General features: G+C 62.5%; 11 protein-coding genes and 1 pseudogene. 5 read left to right on the forward strand and 7 right to left on the reverse strand.

Translation table 11 applies throughout. The features are described 5' to 3' along the window. The 5 genes and pseudogenes from LNV09_RS22525 to uvrA form a co-directional block, all read right to left on the reverse strand. Positions 1–249, reverse strand: a pseudogene (locus tag LNV09_RS22525) (hypothetical protein); the annotation flags it as partial. A 94-nt stretch (positions 250–343) separates the two neighbouring features. Continuing rightward, entirely contained in the window at positions 344–670 is a 327-nt protein-coding gene (locus tag LNV09_RS22530; RefSeq protein ID WP_411969336.1) for an EamA family transporter, read from the reverse strand. Positions 671–702: 32 nt separating this feature from the next. Beyond that, entirely contained in the window at positions 703–2,154 is a 1,452-nt protein-coding gene (locus LNV09_RS22535; RefSeq protein ID WP_263559310.1) for a UbiA family prenyltransferase, read from the reverse strand. Continuing rightward, positions 2,151–3,431, reverse strand: a complete 1,281-nt coding sequence (locus LNV09_RS22540) for a DUF6080 domain-containing protein (RefSeq protein WP_263559311.1) — start codon at positions 3,429–3,431, stop codon at positions 2,151–2,153. Before LNV09_RS22540 ends, LNV09_RS22535 begins: the two co-directional genes overlap by 4 nt. Positions 3,432–3,885: 454 nt before the next feature. Beyond that, on the reverse strand, positions 3,886–9,633 hold the full coding sequence (gene uvrA / locus LNV09_RS22545; RefSeq protein WP_263559312.1) for an excinuclease ABC subunit UvrA: 5,748 nt from the start codon (positions 9,631–9,633) through the stop codon (positions 3,886–3,888). Between the two features lie 358 nt (positions 9,634–9,991). Here uvrA and LNV09_RS22550 point away from each other — a divergent pair, with 358 nt between their 5' ends. The 4 genes from LNV09_RS22550 (at position 9,992) to LNV09_RS22565 (ending at position 13,995) form a co-directional block, all read left to right on the forward strand. After that, positions 9,992–10,516 carry a response regulator gene (locus tag LNV09_RS22550; RefSeq protein WP_263559313.1) on the forward strand — a complete coding sequence of 175 codons (525 nt, stop codon included), beginning with the start codon at positions 9,992–9,994 and terminating at the stop codon, positions 10,514–10,516. A 388-nt stretch (positions 10,517–10,904) separates the two neighbouring features. Then, positions 10,905–12,446 carry a malonate--CoA ligase gene (locus LNV09_RS22555; RefSeq protein ID WP_263559314.1) on the forward strand — a complete coding sequence of 514 codons (1,542 nt, stop codon included), beginning with the start codon at positions 10,905–10,907 and terminating at the stop codon, positions 12,444–12,446. Next, on the forward strand, positions 12,443–12,667 hold the full coding sequence (locus LNV09_RS22560; protein ID WP_263559315.1) for a cysteine-rich CWC family protein: 225 nt from the start codon (positions 12,443–12,445) through the stop codon (positions 12,665–12,667). Before LNV09_RS22555 ends, LNV09_RS22560 begins: the two co-directional genes overlap by 4 nt. Before the next feature lie 155 nt (positions 12,668–12,822). Continuing rightward, positions 12,823–13,995: a response regulator transcription factor gene (locus tag LNV09_RS22565; RefSeq protein WP_263559316.1), complete on the forward strand. Its 1,173-nt coding sequence runs from the start codon at positions 12,823–12,825 to the stop codon at positions 13,993–13,995. Positions 13,996–13,999: 4 nt separating this feature from the next. Here the strand turns inward: LNV09_RS22565 and LNV09_RS22570 are convergent, their stop codons facing one another. Both LNV09_RS22570 and LNV09_RS22575 read right to left on the reverse strand, forming a co-directional pair. Further along, positions 14,000–15,352 (reverse strand): NRAMP family divalent metal transporter, encoded by a 1,353-nt coding sequence (locus tag LNV09_RS22570; protein WP_263559317.1) that lies wholly within the window; start codon positions 15,350–15,352, stop codon positions 14,000–14,002. 4 nt (positions 15,353–15,356) lie between these two features. After that, a complete protein-coding gene (locus LNV09_RS22575) occupies positions 15,357–16,079 on the reverse strand; it encodes a TetR/AcrR family transcriptional regulator (protein ID WP_263559318.1) in 723 nt (240 codons plus the stop codon). Between the two features lie 137 nt (positions 16,080–16,216). Between LNV09_RS22575 and LNV09_RS22580 the strand changes: the two genes are divergently transcribed. Beyond that, positions 16,217–18,718, forward strand: a complete 2,502-nt coding sequence (locus LNV09_RS22580) for a TonB-dependent receptor (protein ID WP_263559319.1) — start codon at positions 16,217–16,219, stop codon at positions 18,716–18,718. Positions 18,719–18,731: the final 13 nt, after the last annotated feature.

Consider the following 18,731-nt stretch of genomic DNA (forward strand, 5'->3'; position numbering starts at 1 on the left):
CACCGCCTCGGGCGTGCCCTCCACCACCACCTCACCACCGGCCGTGCCGCCGTCCGGCCCCAGGTCGATGACCCAGTCGGCTTCGGCGATGACGTCGAGGTCATGCTCGATCACGACGACCGAATGCCCGCCCGCCACCAGCCGGTGCAGCACGCGGATCAGGCGCTCGACATCGGCCATGTGCAGGCCCACCGTCGGCTCGTCCAAGACGTAGAGCGTGTGCGGCGCCTTCTGGCCGCGCCGCAGCACTTGGTTCTGCAGTTACACACAGGCCTAGAAACGGGACTCACCCTGTATTGACTCGCTTGGCCAATAGAGTGGAAGCCTTCATTGACTGCTGCATTCAGCTTCGGCCGACACAGAACACCCCGGCTGCAATTAGTAGGATGCCCGCCATCCGCAAGACACCGATCTGCTCGCCGGCCCACCATCCGATTGCCGACGTGAGAATAAAACCAAGACCAACCAGCGGGTATGCCTTACTGACATCCCATTCGCTCAAGACCCGCAGCCAAAGCATCGCGCCTATCCCGTAGAGCACAAAACCAGACACTAGCCAGTAGTTACACACGCCAGCCATCAGCCACTCCAACCAACCGTCGTTGGCTGGGGCTTGGTGCCGCAACTTGTTCATGCCGGCTTTCAACGCGAACTGTGCCAGCACCGACATAGTGATGCTCCATAGCGCGAATCCCCAAGCCATTACAAGGCCCATCCCTTTGACCAAAACCTAGCCAGTAGAAACACCATAAGCACGGCCAACACGGTATAGCGACTGCCCCGATCCTTGAGTGCGAACACTACGGGGTCGTCATGCATCTCGCCGCGCGAGGTCTTGATCCACAACCGCCCCAACCAATACATCAGACAGGGCATGGTCAGCCACAGAAGTTCAGGCAGGTTGAAGCGCGCAATCGTCTCCGGCGCTTGGATAAACAAACCCATCACAAGCGTGGCACCAACGGCACTGGCTACTCCCATGGGCCATAAAACGGTCAGATCCTGCACCATATAGTCCCGCCCCGTAGTCGCCATGCGTCCTGATGCCTTCAGCGTCATCAATTCAGCACAGCGCTTGACGAGCGCGAGGCAAAAAAACAAAAACATCGAAAATGCCAACAGCCAAGTACTGAGCGATACACCGATAGCCACTGAGCCAGCCACAATACGCACCGTGTAGAGTGCCGCCAACGACAACACGTCCAACAAAACGTAGCGTTTAAGCAATAGGCTGTAGCTCAGGGTCATGATCAGATACAACAACATCATGCCGGCAAAGGCGATTGAGACAGATAGCCCAAGCAACAACCCAAACGCCAGCAACCCGATAGTCGCCAGCACAGCCTGCGGAATGTTCATCCGGCCGCTGGCCAGCATGCGCAGGCGTTTTCGAGGGTGCCGCCGGTCGTTCGGGATATCCACCATATCGTTAATAAGGTAAGTACCCGAGGCCATCAAACAAAAAGCAGCCATCGCCACCAGCGCGTGGCTTAGGTGCCCCAAGTCCAAGAAAGAGAAGGCAGTAAGTAGCGGCACCAATACCAACAAATTCTTGACCCATTGATGCACACGCAACGCGCTGGCCCAATCGCGCAGACCCATGTGCTGCGCCGGAAAATCACGTTCCACCGGCACCAGGCGTTCAGCATGCGAGCGCGTGGCCGCCGAAACTCCCACCAGAACTGCAGCGCTAGCGCTCTGCCAAACCACCAAATCAGCAGAACTGTCGCCTGCATAGACAAAGGGCTCCCCCACTAGACGGCGTATCGCGTCTAGCTTGTTGCGTCCTTTCAGGTTGAGCCCGCCTTCGGTTGCCAGTACGTCATCGAACAGGCCTAAATGGGCGGCAGCAGACTCAGCAATGTCCTTGTGTGCTGCAGTGGCCAAAATCAGGCGTCGGCCCTGTGCGCGCTGTTCGCCCAAATAGCTCAAAAAGTCGGCACGCCAGGGCAGTCCATTCATATCCAGTTGCACACGCCTGGCCAGTTCCTGCTTCAGCACCGCACGTCCCCTAACTAACCAGAGAGGAAGCATGAGCGCACGCCAAAAAGACTTGCGCACAAGGACTAAGGCAGACTCCATCAAGGTATCAGTTGGCGTCAACGTACCATCAAGATCGACGATGAGTGGCGGCTGTGCCGCTCCACCCCTCATAGGGATGGTTGCTGCTCGACCGGCGACGACGCAGGCAGACCAGTCAGTGAATGCCAGTTGCGCTGAAGATCTGCGTCAACTTTGAGCAGCAAGGTAGCAGAGTTGTACGCCATTGCGATTCCAATCAAGCTCAGCAAGCCAATATGTAGACGGCGAACAAGAGGCGGCCAAACATTGTCCGGCAGCGCCAACACAAGGACAGCAGCCCCCATCCAATGGCTCGAATACAAAAAGTAGTCAGTGCCAATACGCGCGTGCAGCAAGCCATTGAATAACACCACGCCAACCAATCCAAGCAGAATCCAGCGTTGCACGCCACCTTGGCGCCATCGCATGGCAACACACATTGCCATTGACGCACCCAAAAGCCAGCCCACCAAACTGGGCAGAATGTTCCGGCTCAGGTCGAATTGAATGTCGTAGTGATGGGGCTCGCGCAGCGACAACTGGTTGAAGATCAGCTCATAGTCGGTCGGAGCAAAAGACTGCAAAATCCGAACGGGAAAGCTAAGCAAGGCGGCCAATGGATCGCTCTTCAACGGGCCCGCACCGCTGGCCAAGAACATTTCATAGCCTCGTAGACCATAACCAAGATTCAGTAACATGGCGCTGGCAAAAGTCGCGCCGAACGCCAAGCCAGCCAGAACGACAGTGTCCCGCAAGGCCAACCCCGCACCGCGAATCCGCCAGCATGCCAGTAGATGAAGTCCCAACACCGGGAACAAATTAGTGAATGTCACCCCGGCTGTCAACCAAGCCGCAAACAACCAAGCCCACCGGCGAGGAGGTCCACCTTCAAGCCGGTCGACAAACAAATAAAGCGCAAGCGCCAGAGTCAACCCGCCCAACGCGAAGTGATCGGGCAGGCTGCTAAACAACAATTGACTGAAACTGGCTGCAAGCACAACCCCCAGCAATAGCACCTGCTCCGGCCCAACAGTGCTTCGCACCAACGTCAGCATCACAATCAACAAAGTCAGTGCACCGGCAAGTGGTGAGACAAACAAAGCCAAAAGCTCACGCTGGGACAAACGCCCTTCGGTTGAGCCCAACAACGATGCCAACGCCCGGATTGGCGGGTTGACAAAATTACAGAGATTGGGATGAACCGTGTTGCGACCATGCCCGGCCCAACCATTGGCGTAGCAATCAAGGCGGGACTTCGTATCTGTGTCAAACAGCACATCATGCTGGGCAAAGACATCGCGACGTTCCCAATGTGAAGTGATCGCGAAAGTCAATATGAAAAATGCGACAGCGGCCGCTATGCTAATCATGACACCTCGCCGACGCGTGGTGAAAGTCGCCCCTCCTCCTTGACCCATAATTCTCCGCTCCGTCTATTTAATATTCTCAAGCACGAAAACGACGCGTCACCCCCGAATTCTTGATGACTGCATCGCGCTTAGCGCGATGCCCCCTCCAATCAGAACATATCCCTTAAATCGGTAGTTTCGCTGGCGATGGGTTTGAAGGCATTATTTTCCAAGCCCAGCATTCCACTGTATCAAAAGCACCGCTACCTTCACGGACCTCCAATCTCGTTGTGGCGTGAATAAATCGAGTATGGCTGGCCTCTGACGGCCTCGACCAACTCGCTTTCAGGCTAGTGTGACCGGCGTATATGTTGGCAAGCATCGCTTCCAATACTGGGGCCTACTCACGTTTGAGTTGAACTTTGAGTTTTTGCTTGTGTGTTCCGAGCGGCTTGCCGTTGCCGTTGCCCAAGCATCACACGCTTCTGCACAGCACAGGCCGCAGCGCCACCCCCGTGTGCGAGCCCGCCGCCACCACCGCCTCGGGCGTGCCCTCCACCACCACCTCACCACCTGCCGTGCCGCCATCCGGCCCCAGGTCTATGACCCAGTCGGCTTCGGCGATCACGTCCAGGTCATGCTCGATCACGACGACCGAATGCCCGCCCGCGACCAGCCGGTGCAGCACCCGGATCAGGCGCTCCACATCGGCCATGTGCAAGCCCACCGTCGGCTCGTCCAGCACGTACAGCGTATGCGGCGCCTTCTGGCCGCGCCGCCCGACCTCGTCGCGCACCTTGACCAGCTCGCTGACCAGCTTCATCCGCTGCGCCTCGCCGCCAGACAGCGTCGGCGACGGTTGACCCAAGGTCAGATAGCCGAGGCCCACGTCTTGCATCAGCTTGAGCGGATGGCCGATCGCCGGCATCGCGGCAAAAAACGGCGCGGCCTCGTCGACCTCCATCGCCAACACATCGCCGATGCTCTTGCCCCGCCAGCTCACGCCCAGCGTCTCCGGATTGAAACGTTGGCCATGGCATTGGTCGCAGAGCACTTTGACGTCGGGCAAAAAGCTCATCTCGATGGTGCGCATGCCCTGGCCCTCGCAGCCGGGGCAGCGACCTTCGCCGGTGTTAAAGCTGAAGCGATTCGCCGCATAGCCGCGCGCACGGCTTTCCAGCGTATCGGCAAAGAGCTTGCGGATCGCGTCCCAAAAGCCAATGTAAGTCGCAGGGCAGCTGCGCGGGGTCTTGCCAATCGGCGTCTGGTCAACCTCCAGCACCCGGTCGACCAGTTCATGGCCTTCGATGCCGGCGCAACCGATCCAATGCGCGGGCGCTTTGCGCAAGGGCACGGCCTGCGCCATGTTCGCCAGCAGCACATCCCGCGCCAAGGTCGACTTGCCCGAGCCCGAAACGCCGGTCACCGCGACCAGGCGGTGCAGCGGCACGTCCAGCGTGACATACTGCAGATTGTGCAAACTCGCATCCAGCACGCGCAGGCGCGGCGCACCTTCGACCATCTCACGGCGTGCTTGCAGCGGATGGATCAGCGGCTTGGACAGAAAGCGCCCGGTGACCGAGTCGGGCCGCAGCGCCAGATCGGCGACCGTGCCCTCCGCCACCACATGCCCGCCTCGCTTGCCCGCGCCGGGGCCGATATCGATGATGTGATCGGCGCGGCGAATCGTGTCCTCGTCATGCTCGACCACCACCAGCGTGTTGCCCAGATCGCTCAGGCGGCCCAGCGCCTTCAAGAGGATCTGGTTGTCGCGCGGATGCAGGCCAATCGTCGGCTCATCCAAGACATAGCAAACGCCTTGCAGATTAGAACCTAACTGTGCAGCCAGGCGGATACGCTGCGCCTCGCCGCCGGACAGCGTCGGTGCCGCACGGTCCAGCGTCAGATAGCCGAGGCCGACCTCCTCCAGAAACTCCAGCCGCCCCTTGATCTCCGACACCACATCCCGTGCAATTTCGGCGTCACGGCCCAACAAGGTCAGGCCATCAACCCAGGCACGCGCGTCCTTGACGCTCCAGGATGCCACCGTGCTGATGGCCTGGTCTTCAAAGGTCACCGCCCGAGCGGAGGGGTTGAGCCGCGCGCCATGGCATTCGCCGCAGGGCTGATCGGCCAGGCCTTCGATCTCGACCTCCTGGCCGGCAAAGCTCTGCTCGCGGCCACCCTTGTCGTCCTGAATGGAGTCATCCAGCGCCTTGCGTTGCTCGCGCGTCAAGGCAAGACCTGTCCCCACACAACCGTTGCACCAACCGTGCTTGCTGTTGTAGCTGAACATGCGCGGGTCCAGCTCGGCATAGCTGGTGCCGCAGGTCGGGCAAGCGCGCTTGGTGCTGAAGACCTTGACCGTGCCGATGCCGAGCGTCGAATGCGCCTCGGCCAGTGCGCGGTGCAGCCCATCCAAAGGCGTCAGCAAATGCAGCACGCCCTTGCCCAGGTCCAGCGCCTTGGCCAACAGCTCGCGCAGCTCGCCTTCGTTAGCGGCGGAGATGACCAGATCGCCGACCGGCAACTCCAGCGTGTGCTCCTTGAACCGATCCAGGCGCGGCCAGGGCGCGGTGGCGATGAACTCGCCGTCGACGCGCAGATGCGTGTAGCCGCGCGCCTTCGCCCATTTGGCCAGGTCGGTGTAGAGGCCCTTGCGGTTCATCACCAAGGGCGCCAAGAGGCCGACATGCTGGCCCATGTGATCGCGCAGCAGCTGCGCGGCGATCGACTCGACGCTTTGCGGCCGCACCGGCGTGCCGTCATGCATGCAATGCTGGACGCCTAACTTCACATACAGCAGGCGCAGAAAATGCCAGACCTCGGTGGTGGTGGCCACCGTACTCTTGCGCCCGCCGCGGCTGAGGCGCTGCTCAATCGCTACCGTCGGCGGAATACCCCAGACCGCATCGACCTCGGGCCGGCCGGCCGGCTGCACGATGGAGCGCGCATAAGCATTCAACGACTCCAGATAGCGGCGCTGGCCCTCGTTGAACAGGATGTCAAAAGCCAGCGTGGACTTGCCCGAGCCCGACACGCCGGTGATCACATTGAACTTGCCGCGCGGGATCGACACATTGACCGACTGCAGATTGTGCTCACGCGCATTGACGATCTGGATTACCTCGTCGGCCTTGGCACGGGCGCGGCGGGCTCGGATCAAGCTCTGCAGCGGCATGCCCTCCTCGACCTTGTGATCCACCGCCACCGCCGGCCTGTCCATATGGGCCGAGTACTCGCGCAGCGCCAGCGCGGTATGCGATGTAGGGTGATCCTTGACCTGCTCGGGCGTGCCGACACAGACCAGCTCGCCGCCGCCCTCGCCGCCTTCGGGGCCAAGGTCGATCAGCCAGTCGGCCGCGCGGATCACGTCGAGGTTGTGTTCGATCAATATCAGCGAATGGCCGATGGTCAGGAGCTTGCGCATCGCCCGCATCAGCTTGGCGATGTCATCAAAGTGCAGGCCGGTGGTCGGCTCGTCGAACATGAACAGCGTGCCTTTTTTGGCTAAGGCTTGGCGCGGCTTGCTGGCGGCTTCGGCGAGGAAACCAGCCAGCTTCAGGCGCTGCGCCTCGCCGCCCGACAGCGTCGGTACCGGCTGACCCAGCTTCACGTACTCCAGGCCCACATCGACAATCGGCTGCAGCTTGGCGACCACCTCGCGGTCGTCTTTGAACAGGCGCACTGCCTCGCTAACGGTCAATTCAAGCACGTCGGCCACACTCATGCTGCGCTCGGCTCGCTCGAGCTTGACGTCCAGCATCTCGGCCCGGTAACGCCGGCCATCGCAATCGGGGCAGCGCAGATAGACGTCGGACAAGAACTGCATCTCGACATGTTCGAAGCCCGAGCCACCGCAGGTCGCGCAGCGGCCGTCGCCGGCATTGAAGCTGAACATGCCGGCCGTGTAGCTTCGCTCGGCCGACATCGGCGCGGCAGCAAACAGCTTGCGCAACTCGTCAAACGCACCGACATAGGAGGCCGGATTGGAGCGCGCGGTCTTGCCGATCGGCGACTGATCGACGAACACCGCGTCGGCCAACCAATCGGCGCCGAGCAGGCGTTCATGCTGGCCCGGTGTCTCGGTCTGCTGGCCAAAATGGCGCGCCAAGGCCGGATACAGAACGTCTTGCATCAGCGTGCTCTTGCCCGAGCCAGACACGCCCGTCACCACCACCATGCGCTGCAGCGGGAACTCGACGGTGACATTGCGCAGATTGTGCTCACGCACGCCTTCGATGATCAGCTTGGGCGTGCTGGCTTCGACCGGGCGCTTGACGCCCATGCCGACCAGCTTGCGCGCACCCATATAGGCGCCGGTCAGCGTGTCGGCGGCGCGAATCGTCTCGGGCGTGCCGTCAAACACGATCTGCCCGCCGCGCTCGCCGGGGCCCGGCCCCATATCGATCAAGCGGTCGGCCGCCAGCATCACCGCCGGGTCATGCTCGACCACGACCAGCGTGTTACCGGCGTCGCGCAGCCGGTGCATGGCCTGGACGATGCGGCCCATATCGCGCGGGTGCAGGCCGATGCTGGGTTCGTCCAGCACAAACAAGGTGTTGACCAGCGAGGTGCCGAGCGCCGTCGTCAGGTTGATGCGCTGCACCTCGCCGCCGCTGAGCGTGCGGCTTTGGCGGTCCAGCGTCAGGTAGCCGATGCCAACATCGCAGAGATATTTGAGCCGGTTGCGGATCTCCTCCAGCAGCAATTTGAGGGCATCGTCCAGGAGTGTGCTGGGTAGCTGCAACTGGTCGAGGAAGCTGCGCAGCCGGTGGATCGGCAGTTGCATCAAATCATGCAAGGCCAGGCCGGGCAAGGCTTCCAGTTGTTCGCGGGTCCAGTCCACGCCTTTGGGCATCAGGCGCTGCTTGGCGGGCAAGAGCGAATCGGCCAGTTCCTTGCTGCCGACACGCCAGAGCAGCGATTCGGTCTTCAGCCTCGCGCCGTCACAAGTGCCGCAGGTCGTATAGCTGCGGTACTTGGACAAGAGCACACGGATATGCATCTTGTAGGCCTTGCTCTCCAGATACTCGAAGAAGCGTTTGACGCCGTACCACTGCTTGTTCCAGTTGCCGGTCCAGTTCGGCGAACCATTGATGACCCAGTCTTGTTGCGCCGGCGAGAGCTGATTCCAGGAGGTGTCGCGCGGAATGCCGGCGTCCGCCGCGTACTTGAGCAGGTCGTCCTGGCTGTCCTTCCAGGCCGGCGTTGACAAGGTCTTGATCGCGCCATTGCGCAACGTCTTCTTGCCGTCCGGGATCACCAGGCCGAGGTCAACCCCGATCACCCGGCCGAAGCCCCGGCAGGTTTCGCAAGCGCCCATGGCCGAGTTGAAAGAGAACAGCGGCGGCTGAGGCTCCTGGTAGCGCAGATCGCTTTCAGGGCAATGCAGGCCGGTGGAGTAACGCCATAGTTCAGGCTCTGGCCCCGGGCCGTTCGCCGGGCCGCTCCCAAGAACGGCCGCGTTCCCTCGGGGGACCGCCTGTGTACCCACAGGCGAGGGGCTAGGGTCTACTGGCAAGACATAGACATTCATCCGCCCGCTGCCGCGCTTCAGGCAAAGCTCGATCGCCTCCATTGCGCGCTGCTTGTCGGTGCCCTGCAGCCTGAACCTGTCCGCCACCACATCGAGCAGCTTGCGCGGACCGGTCACCGAAGCCACTTCACGCTCGGCCTGCACCTTGGTGAAACCGCTGGCCGACAGCCATTGGGTCACCTCGTCCGAGGTGGTCGTCGCCGGCAACTCTACCGGGAAGGTCAAAACAATCCGGGGATCCAAGCTCTTGGTGCGCTCCAGCAGCTCCAAATAGACCGTCTGCGCCGTGTCATGCCGCACCGGCTGAGCGGTTTTCTTATCGAACAATTCGGCCGCGCGGGCGAACAAGAGCTTCAGGTGATCATTCAGCTCAGTCATCGTGCCGACCGTGGAGCGCGAGGTGCGCACCGGGTTGGTCTGGTCGATCGCGATCGCCGGCGGCACGCCGTCAACGCGGTCAACGGCGGGGCGGTCCATGCGGTCAAGGAATTGGCGCGCATAGGCCGAGAAGGTCTCGACATAGCGGCGCTGACCCTCGGCATACAGGGTGTCAAAAACCAAACTCGATTTGCCCGAGCCGCTCGGCCCGGTGACGACGGTCAACTCACCCGTATGCAAATCCAGATCGATATTCTTCAGATTGTGTTGACGGGCGCCGCGGATGCGGATGGTGCCTTCGGACATGGAGTAGACCTGCTGCTGCACTGGGAGGGGACATTCTAGGAAGCCTGGATGACCAAAGCTGTCAGCAGGCAGCAGCGGAGCACGAAAAAGCTTGAAACACTGCTCTGCAGCAAGGCAAACAACATCAGCGGCCGGTCAAGCCCCCGAAACCGGGGGGGTGTGGGCTGCCGAACGAACCGCCGACCAAAGCCATTGCGGCCGCGCCGCGCAGCGGCAACAATACGGGCGGCCGACAAACGCGCTCAAAAAATGTCCCCGTGAAAAGCTCGGACTGACAAGAGGCGCGCTTGAGGCCAGGCGCTCACAGCGCCGGTTTCGCGAATGAATCAGCAAGACGTAGACGTCGAGGGGGAGCAGGATGGAAACAATCAGCTTTAGGAGCGCCGTGGCGGCCAACTGGTTGCGCATGTCCACTCAGAGCTCCAGCGATTCAGCCCCACCGCACCCGCAAGCCGATCAAGCTGCCGACAGCAACTGCGCCGCCAGCATAGAGCCGCCGGTGGTGCTGCTGGTGGAAGACAACCAAATCAACCAAGTCGTAGCGCTGGAGTTTCTCGCCGTGATGGGGCTGCGCAGCCGTCTGGCCAAAAACGGTTTGGAAGCCTTGGCGTCGTGCAAAGCCAGCCCTCCCGACTTGGTCTTGATGGACATCCAGATGCCCGGCATGGACGGCCTGGAATGCACCCGCCAGCTGCGCGAACTGCAAGCTGCCGGCCAGTTGCCGGCCTTTCCCATCCTGGCCCTGACGGCTCATGCGTTGGACAGCGATATCGCCGCCAGCATGGCCGCCGGCATGGACGAGCATCTGACCAAACCGCTGGATTTCGCCGCCTTGCGTGGCCGCCTGGGTCGCTGGCTGGCGCTGCCGGGCCTCAAGACCTGACGCTTTTTGGCGTCAACGGGAATATTCACAAGGCGACTATTTCGCGCCGCAGACTCGGTTGGCCTCGGGGAAACGTAGCCCTCGCTCAGCCCGAGCTCGGCTCACCCCCCTCAAACTCGATCGAGTGGCTATAACAGCTCCGCCAAATCGCCTTCGGTAGACAGCGGCTGCAGACCCTCGATGCCACGCTGCTTGTCTACGGGGCGACAAGCCAGCTCGCCAAAGCTCTTTAGGCTAGCCCAAAAGCTAGGCATCAACAGTGGAACGGGCTCCGGACCTCGCCCTCGTGGTTCGCCCTCGGCGTGATCGACAAGCCCAGCCCGTGGCAGAGCAGCGAATTGGCAAGTCACAATCCAATCACCTGCTGCATGCTGCCCAAGCCCAATCAATGAACGCCAATCTCTTTGCCGCCCTGCAGGGCGCCTTCCCCGCCGACTTGGACGCCACCGCTATCGAATGCGCGGATGCCGGCGCGCAAGGCCAAGCCTTGATCTACAGCTGGCGCGACTTGGACCGCAGCAGTGCAATGCTGGCGAATTTATTGCTGTCGCTGGACCTGGCACCCGGCAGCCGCATCGCCGCGCAGACCGACAAGAGCGTCGAGGCCTTGATGCTCTACCTTGCTGTCTTGCGCGCCGGTTATGTCTATTTGCCGCTCAATCCCGCCTACCAGGCGGCCGAACTCGAATATTTCATCCGCGACGCCGAACCGGCCGTGCTCGTTTGCGCCGGGTCCAACTTCGGCTGGGCCTCCAAGCTGGCTTTTCTGGCCGGCACAACATATGTTTTCACACTGAACGAGGATCGCAGCGGCAGCCTGCTGGAGCGTGCGGCTTGCATGAGCGATACACACCGCATTGCCGAACGCAGCGCCGACGATCTGGCCGCGATTCTCTACACCAGCGGCACCACCGGGCGCAGCAAGGGCGCGATGCTGAGCCACGCCAATCTGCTCAGCAATGCCCGCACTTTGAAGGACTTGTGGGGCTGGCGCGCCGACGATGTGCTGATCCATGCGCTGCCGATCTTTCATGTGCACGGCCTCTTTGTCGCCTCACATGGCGCCTTGTTGGCCGGAGCCAAGATGATTTGGTTCGCCAAGTTCGAAGCACGCGCGGTGATTGGCCGCTTTGCCGAGGCCACGGTGTTCATGGGCGTACCCACGCTCTATGTGCGCATGCTCGGCGAGCCCGCCTTGACGCCCGCCGCCTGCGCGTCCATGCGGCTTTTCATCAGCGGCTCGGCGCCACTGCTGCTGGACACCTTTGTCGACTGGCAGCGACGCAGTGGCCACACCATCTTGGAGCGCTACGGCATGAGCGAAACGCTGATGCTGACCTCCAACCCCTACCGTGTGCTGGACGGCGACCGGGTCGGCGGCACGGTCGGTCCGGCACTGCCCGGCGTTGCCGTGCGTGTTCACGATGAGGCCGGCCGCGCCTGCGCGCCGGGCGAAATCGGCGCCATCGAGGTGCGCGGCCCGAATGTGTTCAGCGGCTACTGGCGCATGCCTGAAAAAACGCAAGAAGAATTCACGGCGGACGGCTGGTTCAAGACCGGTGACGTCGGTCTGTGCGACGCCAATGGCTATTTCGCCATAGTCGGGCGCAGCAAGGATCTGATCATCTCGGGCGGCTTCAATGTCTACCCGGCGGAAATTGAAGGCTTTTTGAATGAGCTGGACGGCGTGGCCGAATCGGCCGTGATAGGCGTGCCGCATGCCGACTTCGGCGAAGCCGTGGTCGCTGTGCTGGTGGCCAAGCCGGGCCAAAGCCTCGACGGTGCGGCCTTGATCAGCACGCTGAAGCGCCAGATCGCAGGATTCAAGGTGCCCAAGCAAGTTTTTGTCGTCAACGAGCTGCCGCGCAATGCGATGGGCAAGGTGCAAAAGAAGCTGCTGCGCGAGCAGCATGGCGGGCTGTTTTCATGAACTCGCCGAGCCAAGTCCTCGATGACTGTTGCCCGCGCTGCGGCGAGGCTTTTCATTGCGCGGCGGCCAATGCGCACTGCGACTGCTTCGACCTGACCCTGAGTGCGGCGCTGCGCCAAGCGCTGGCCCGCCAATACAGTGCTTGCCTATGCATCGCCTGCCTCAAACAGCTGCAAGCGCAGGCAAATGCCCTGTCGGCTCTGCAGGCGCACCAAGACTGAGCGGCTTGGCCGAAAAGGCCACGCAGCGTGCGTTATTTCCAAGCTATGCTGGCAGCGAAAGCGCCGTATTATTTGCAAGCAACCTCAGTCTCTATAGCCTGGGCCGACGGCCCCGTCACCGCAGATCATCCTCCAGCCTTGCGCCGAAAGTCAGCATGAACGCACCTCAGCACAACGCAGCCCTGCCGACCCTCTTGATCGTCGACGACTCGCCCGACATCTTGATTTTGATGGAAGAGTTGCTGAGCGATCAGTACAAGATCCTGACCGCATCCGGCGGCGCCCAAGCGCTGGACATCATTGCCAGCTCAACACCACCCGATTTGATCTTGCTGGACTGCATGATGCCCGGCATGGATGGCTATGAAACCTGCCGCAAGCTGCGCAGCTCCAGCGCCAGCAGCACGCCGGTGATTTTCCTGTCGGCCCTGAGCTCAATCGAAGAACGCCTGCTGGGCTATTCGGCCGGCGGTGACGACTATGTCTGCAAGCCCTTCGACATGCCCGAGCTGATTGCCAAAATCGAACGGCAGTTGGCCGTCGTGAGCTCCAAGCGCGAACTGGGCAACCAGCTCAACGAGGCCGTCAATGCGGTCATGAGCAGCGCCGATATGGTCGGCGAAGTTGGCGTGGTGTTGGATTTCCAGCGCGCGCTCAATGCCTGCACCGACTACGCCAGCATCGCGGCCAGGCTGTTCGAAGCCTTCGAACGCTACCGCTTGGATGGTTGCATCCGCATTCAGGGCAAGATGGGTGCCGTGTCGCTCAATAGCAAGACGAGCTGTACGGCGCTTGAGCTGTCCATCTTGGACCATTTGGCAGCACAAAAGCCCGACCCGCGCATCCGCCCTTTCGGCCCCCACACCAGCTTCAATTTCGGCAGCATCATTTTGTTTTTGCGCGATCTGCCGATGACGCGCTCACCCGAGATGGACCCCGAACTGGCCGAGCGCTATGGCCGCGCCATCGACAATGTGGCGCTGTTGATTGAAGGCGCTTGCACCAAGGTGACGGCACTGGACAATGAGCTGGCGGTGCGCGAGCTCAACAGCACCGTGATCAAAATGGTCAACATGACCAGGCTGGCGCTGGCGGATATTTCGGCCAAGAACAAGGCTCAGTCCAGCGAAGTGCAGGCGCTGTTCGAGGCGCTCGCCAAAGATGTGGACGACAGCTTTATGAATCTCGGCCTGCTTTCACAGCAGGAAGAATTCCTCAGCGGCCTGATCAAGTCCTATATGGCTGCGGTGATTCAGTCGCTGGCCAAGGGCCGCGAGACCGAGAACCGCCTGGGCAAGGTGATTGAGCAGCTCGGTCAGCTGAAATAGCGCTTCAGACGATCAAACCCAACCAGCTCAGGCCCAGCGCCGCCACGCAAGCGACGATCAAGCCAATGCTGACCCAGCCGGCCAGCGCGCCCCAAGCGCCGGTTCGCGCCGCGCCCATCACGCGCGCATCGTGCGCCAGCAATTGCAGGGCGATCACATGCATGGGCAGCATCACCGCATTGACGACCTGGCTGGTGTAGATCAGCGGAATCAAGGGCAGACCCGGCAGCGATACAACACTGGCCGCCGCCACCGTCAAGCCAACGAAGGCGGCGTAGAAAAGCTGAAAGTGGCGTGAGTCCAGGTCCAGCGATGCCGGCGCCCCAATGCCTTCGGCGATCGAATAAGCGGTTGCCAAAGGCACGATGGCTGCAGCCAGCAGCGACGCGCCGAGCAGGCCGGCACCGAACAAAACGGTGGCGAAGTTGCCGGCCAGCGGAGCGAGCGCAGCGGCCGCGTCACTGGCGTCCTTGATATGCACGCCGGCCCGGTTCAAGGTGGCCGCGCAGGCCACCGCAATCGCCAGCCCGATCACCCCGGTCAAGACCGAGCCGACGACCACATCCACGCGCTCCCAGCGCAGCTTGTCCAGCGTGACCTTTTTGTCCACCGCGTAAGACTGGATGAAGGCCAAGCCCCAGGGAGCCAGCGTCGTGCCCAGAGTGGCGGCGATCACGACCCAACCGGCCGGGCTGGTCGGGAGATGGGGAACGATGGAGTTATGCAAGACCTGACCCCAATCGGGCGCGGCCAGAATGCCGGCCACGATGTACAGCGCCAGCGTCGACGAGATCAACAGCAGGACCCGCTCGACGCGGTGAAAAGAGCCGTAGACCACCAGCATCGATATCAGCAGCGCCGCAAGCGGCGAGCTGACCCAATTGGGAATGCCGACCAAACCACCGGCGGCCGAGATGCCGGCGTACTCGGCGCAGATGGTGCCGAAGTTGGCGAACAGCAGACCCACTGCGCCGAAGTATCCGGCCGCCCTGCCCCAGCGCTGCCGGATCACCCCGACAAAGCCCAGGCCGGTCACAGCGCCCAAGCGCACCGCCAGCAAATGAAACTGCACCAACAAGATGGTGGAGGCCGGAATGATCCAAAGCAGGCGATAGCCAAAGTCAGCGCCCAACACCGAATAGGTGGTGATACCGGCCGGATCATCATCCGACAGGCCTGCCAGCAGGCCGGGACCGAGCACCGCCAAGAAAGCAGCGAAGGCGCCGGCACCGGCCGCCCGAAAGCGCTGAAACCGTAAAGCAATGCCGCGCCGGTGATGCGCGACCGCATGCGGTGGCGCCCTGAGTCGGGCGTGCTGAGGCGGGGTGAAACGATGGGCCTTGGGCGGCTTGCTCATGCGCTCAAGCTTGCTGGCCAAGGCGACGCAGGCGCATCAACTGACCCGCCACCATCTCGGCCATGGTTTGCGCCACCGCTGCGGGCTCAAGGCTGGGGTCATCGAACAGCAACTCTTGCGCAGCGTAGAGCGCGTCAATCGCCAAGCGAAAGGTCAGCCGGGCGGCGCCTCGCTCGCAGCCCGGATGCGCTTGCATAAAAGGCTCGACCAAGAGGTCGGTGACGAAATCATGCGATCGGTTACGCACCTCTTGCAGCGAGGGCACCGCCCGCAGCGCCCGCGTGACCCAAATGCCGGCCGGCATCTGCTCGGTCAAGACCACGGTCTGCAAAAACACCTCGGCCACGCTGCGCGCGAACTCGGGCTCGGGCAAGGCCATCGTGGCCGGCGTGGCCCAAGGCGTCAGCAACTCGTTTTGGACCTGCATCAAGCGCTGGCCCAGCTCATGCAAGACCGCATATTTATTCGGGAAATATTGGTACAGCGCCGGCGGCGAAATACCGGCGCGCTGGCAGATCAGATTGGTCGACAAACGTTCGATGCCGACCTCGCCGAGCAAATCTGCACAAGCGCCGAGGATGCGCTCAAAGGTCTCCAAAGCACGCGACTGGCTGGGGCTCTTTTTGGCCGCGAGGTCCGGTGTCGGCTGACGGGTGGGGTTCACCGCTGCCTGCACGTCACTGGGCTGGGTCGGGGTGTCTTGATGGCGGCTACGGGTGCGGGGCATGGCCCGAGTCTAGCGCGGCCCGACCTGGGGAATGTCCCAGGGTTTTGGGCCTAGGCAATAAATATAGTTATCGCTATATTTCAATTCGCCGACAAACAAGCCCAGGCAAAGTTCGGCGCCAACCACCAGGAGACAAAATGCTTCAAGCCCCATCGCCCCACCTGCCGCGCTCGCCGGGCCACTTGGCTGTTTGTGCCCTACTGAGCCTGCTGACGGCAGCGGCCGCGCAGGCCCAGGTCGACTCTTCCGCAGCAGCGACTGCCGTTGCGGCGGCAGCACCGGCCGCCGCCAGCAGCGCCGCACAGCTCGACACCGTGATCGTCTCGGGCCAGGGCCGCACGCAGCAGCTGCAATCGGTGCCGATCGCGCTGCAAGTGATTGGGGCGGAGCAGATCCGCAATCTGGCGGCCAGCAATTTGGGTGATATCAGCCGCCATATTCCGGGCCTGGAGCTGGACGCCAACCAAGCCACCCAGCCGCGCATGGCGCTGCGCGGGATCGGCAGCTCGGACTTTGGCATCGGCACCGATTCGCCGGTCGGCATCTATGTGGACGGCGTCTACACCGGCAAAACCGGCGGCGCTTTGACGAACTTCAACGACGTCAAGCGCATCGAGGTCCTGAAAGGCCCGCAGGGCACCTTGTTCGGGCGCAACAGCGCGGGCGGCGCGATTTCCATCGTCAGCAATGAGCCGACTCAACAGCGCGAGGCTCAGGGCTTGTTGCGCCTGGGCAGCGACGGCCTGCGCCATGTCGAGGCGCTGCTCAACCAGCCGATGGGCGAGAACCTGGCGCTGCGCGCCAGCGTGGTCTCGCAGCACAGCGATGGCTTTTTGACCGATGCCGGCAGCGGCCAGCGCGCCGGTGGCGAGGATGCGTGGGGCCTCAAGCTGGGCCTGCGCTGGCAGGCCAGCGAAGACACCCACGCCCTGCTCAGCTATGAGCATGAAAAGCTGGATCAGCGTGCGCGGCCGGCCATCGGCCTGGTCAAGGAGCCAGCCGATGGCGGCCCCCTGCCCTACCCCGCCGACCCAACAAAGTTTCTCGACCCGCATCACGCACCGCTCTTCAATGATGTGGTGGGCGACGCCGAGAAGCGCGACTTTGACGCCCTCACGCTGCGCATCGAGCACAGCCTGGCCTGGGCCGACTTCACGTCCACCACCGCCTACCGCAAGTTCAACACCCTCAACCGCCAAGACAATGACGGCACGCGCAATCCGAACGCCTTTCTGTCCACCACCAACTTGGAAGGCAACAAGAGCTGGCAGCAGGAGTTCCGCCTCAGCGGCAAGCAAGGCAGCGTCGACTGGCTGGCAGGCCTGAGCTTTTATCAAGAGCGGGCCACGCAGTCGGCCTTGATTGACGCGAGCAGCACCAGCCTCGATGCACTAACGGCCAATGCCATCGGCATGCCCTTGTTCAGCACGATTGGCGGCCTGGCCCAGCTGGCCGGCGTGCCGGGGGTCGATTTGCTGGGACTGCCCTGGCAAGAAGCGATGCACAACCAGGGCCGCTACCGGGCCGGCGCCCTCTACGGCGACGCGATCTGGCACCTCACGACGAAAACCAATTTGACCGCCGGCCTGCGCCTGACACGCGATCAAAAGCGTTTCAGCTGGCACAACCCTCTGCGCAGCGCGGCCGGCCTGGACGCCCAACTCGACGGGCTGGACGCCGCCGGCCTGTTCCCGGCTTTGGTGGCGGCCGGCGCTTTGAGCCAGGCCGAGGCCGATGGCCTACAAGCCGCCAGCCGCAACAATATGCTGGTCGCCACCAGCGGCGCCACCGCCGCGCCGCTGACGATTCAGCGCAGCTGGACCGACCTGAGCCCGCGCCTGGTGCTGGACCACAAGCTGGACGGCGGGCCGATGATTTATGCCTCGCTGACGCGCGGCTATCAAGCCGGCGGCTTCAATACCTTGCAGGTCAATTCGGTATTCGAGCCCGAACATGTGAGCAACGCCGAGTTGGGGTTGAAGGGCCAAAGCAACAGCCTTGGCTTGAGTTATAGCGCCGCGCTGTTTCACTACCGTTTTGATAATTTGCAGACCATGGACCTGGTGCCCGCCAGCACGGCCGGCGGCCTGCCCGCCTATCAGGTGACCATCAGCGACCAGCAGGCCAGCGGTCTCGATGTCGACCTGCAATGGCAGGCCACGCAGGCCTTGCGCTTGGGCTTGGGCGCCGAGCTGATCAACCAGACCTACCGCCGCGGGCGCAGCAGCGACGGCCAGGATTTGAGCGGCCAAGCGGTCGGCACGCCGCGCCTGAGCGCCAGCGTCGGCGCCAACTACCTGTGGGCGGCGTTCGGCGGCCAGGCCAGCAGCGGCCTGCAGTTCGCCTATAGCAGCGCTCAGCGCTGCAACCCCGAGTCCTATGTGCAGGGCCAGTGTTTTGAGGCGGCCGCATGGCGCGTCGGTGGCCCGCGCCAGCGCTGGGATCTGCGCCTGGGCTGGGACAGCCAAGCCCGAGCCAAGGCCGGCGACGGCGGCTGGGGCTTGGCCTTGATCGTCAACAATTTGTTGAACGAGCAGCCGGTCCACAAGATCTGGTTTGAGGCCGCCCCACTGGGCAGCGCCTACGCGACCCTGGCCCGGCCGCGCAGCCTCGCGCTGGAGCTGCACGCCAGCTATTGACCGGGATGCCCGC

This window comes from Paucibacter sp. B2R-40, assembly GCF_025717555.1.
GTDB lineage: Bacteria > Pseudomonadota > Gammaproteobacteria > Burkholderiales > Burkholderiaceae_C > Paucibacter_A.

What these genes read in the sequence shown, in the direction of transcription:
- LNV09_RS22530 (WP_411969336.1), bottom strand. Translation starts at nt 670, where the DNA reads ATGTCGGTGCTGGCACAGTTCGCGTTGAAAGCCGGCATGAACAAGTTG.
- LNV09_RS22535 (WP_263559310.1), bottom strand. Translation starts at nt 2,154, where the DNA reads ATGAGGGGTGGAGCGGCACAGCCGCCACTCATCGTCGATCTTGATGGT.
- LNV09_RS22540 (WP_263559311.1), bottom strand. Translation starts at nt 3,431, where the DNA reads ATGATTAGCATAGCGGCCGCTGTCGCATTTTTCATATTGACTTTCGCG.
- uvrA (WP_263559312.1), bottom strand. Translation starts at nt 9,633, where the DNA reads ATGTCCGAAGGCACCATCCGCATCCGCGGCGCCCGTCAACACAATCTG.
- LNV09_RS22550 (WP_263559313.1), top strand. Translation starts at nt 9,992, where the DNA reads ATGGAAACAATCAGCTTTAGGAGCGCCGTGGCGGCCAACTGGTTGCGC.
- LNV09_RS22555 (WP_263559314.1), top strand. Translation starts at nt 10,905, where the DNA reads ATGAACGCCAATCTCTTTGCCGCCCTGCAGGGCGCCTTCCCCGCCGAC.
- LNV09_RS22560 (WP_263559315.1), top strand. Translation starts at nt 12,443, where the DNA reads ATGAACTCGCCGAGCCAAGTCCTCGATGACTGTTGCCCGCGCTGCGGC.
- LNV09_RS22565 (WP_263559316.1), top strand. Translation starts at nt 12,823, where the DNA reads ATGAACGCACCTCAGCACAACGCAGCCCTGCCGACCCTCTTGATCGTC.
- LNV09_RS22570 (WP_263559317.1), bottom strand. Translation starts at nt 15,352, where the DNA reads ATGAGCAAGCCGCCCAAGGCCCATCGTTTCACCCCGCCTCAGCACGCC.
- LNV09_RS22575 (WP_263559318.1), bottom strand. Translation starts at nt 16,079, where the DNA reads ATGCCCCGCACCCGTAGCCGCCATCAAGACACCCCGACCCAGCCCAGT.
- LNV09_RS22580 (WP_263559319.1), top strand. Translation starts at nt 16,217, where the DNA reads ATGCTTCAAGCCCCATCGCCCCACCTGCCGCGCTCGCCGGGCCACTTG.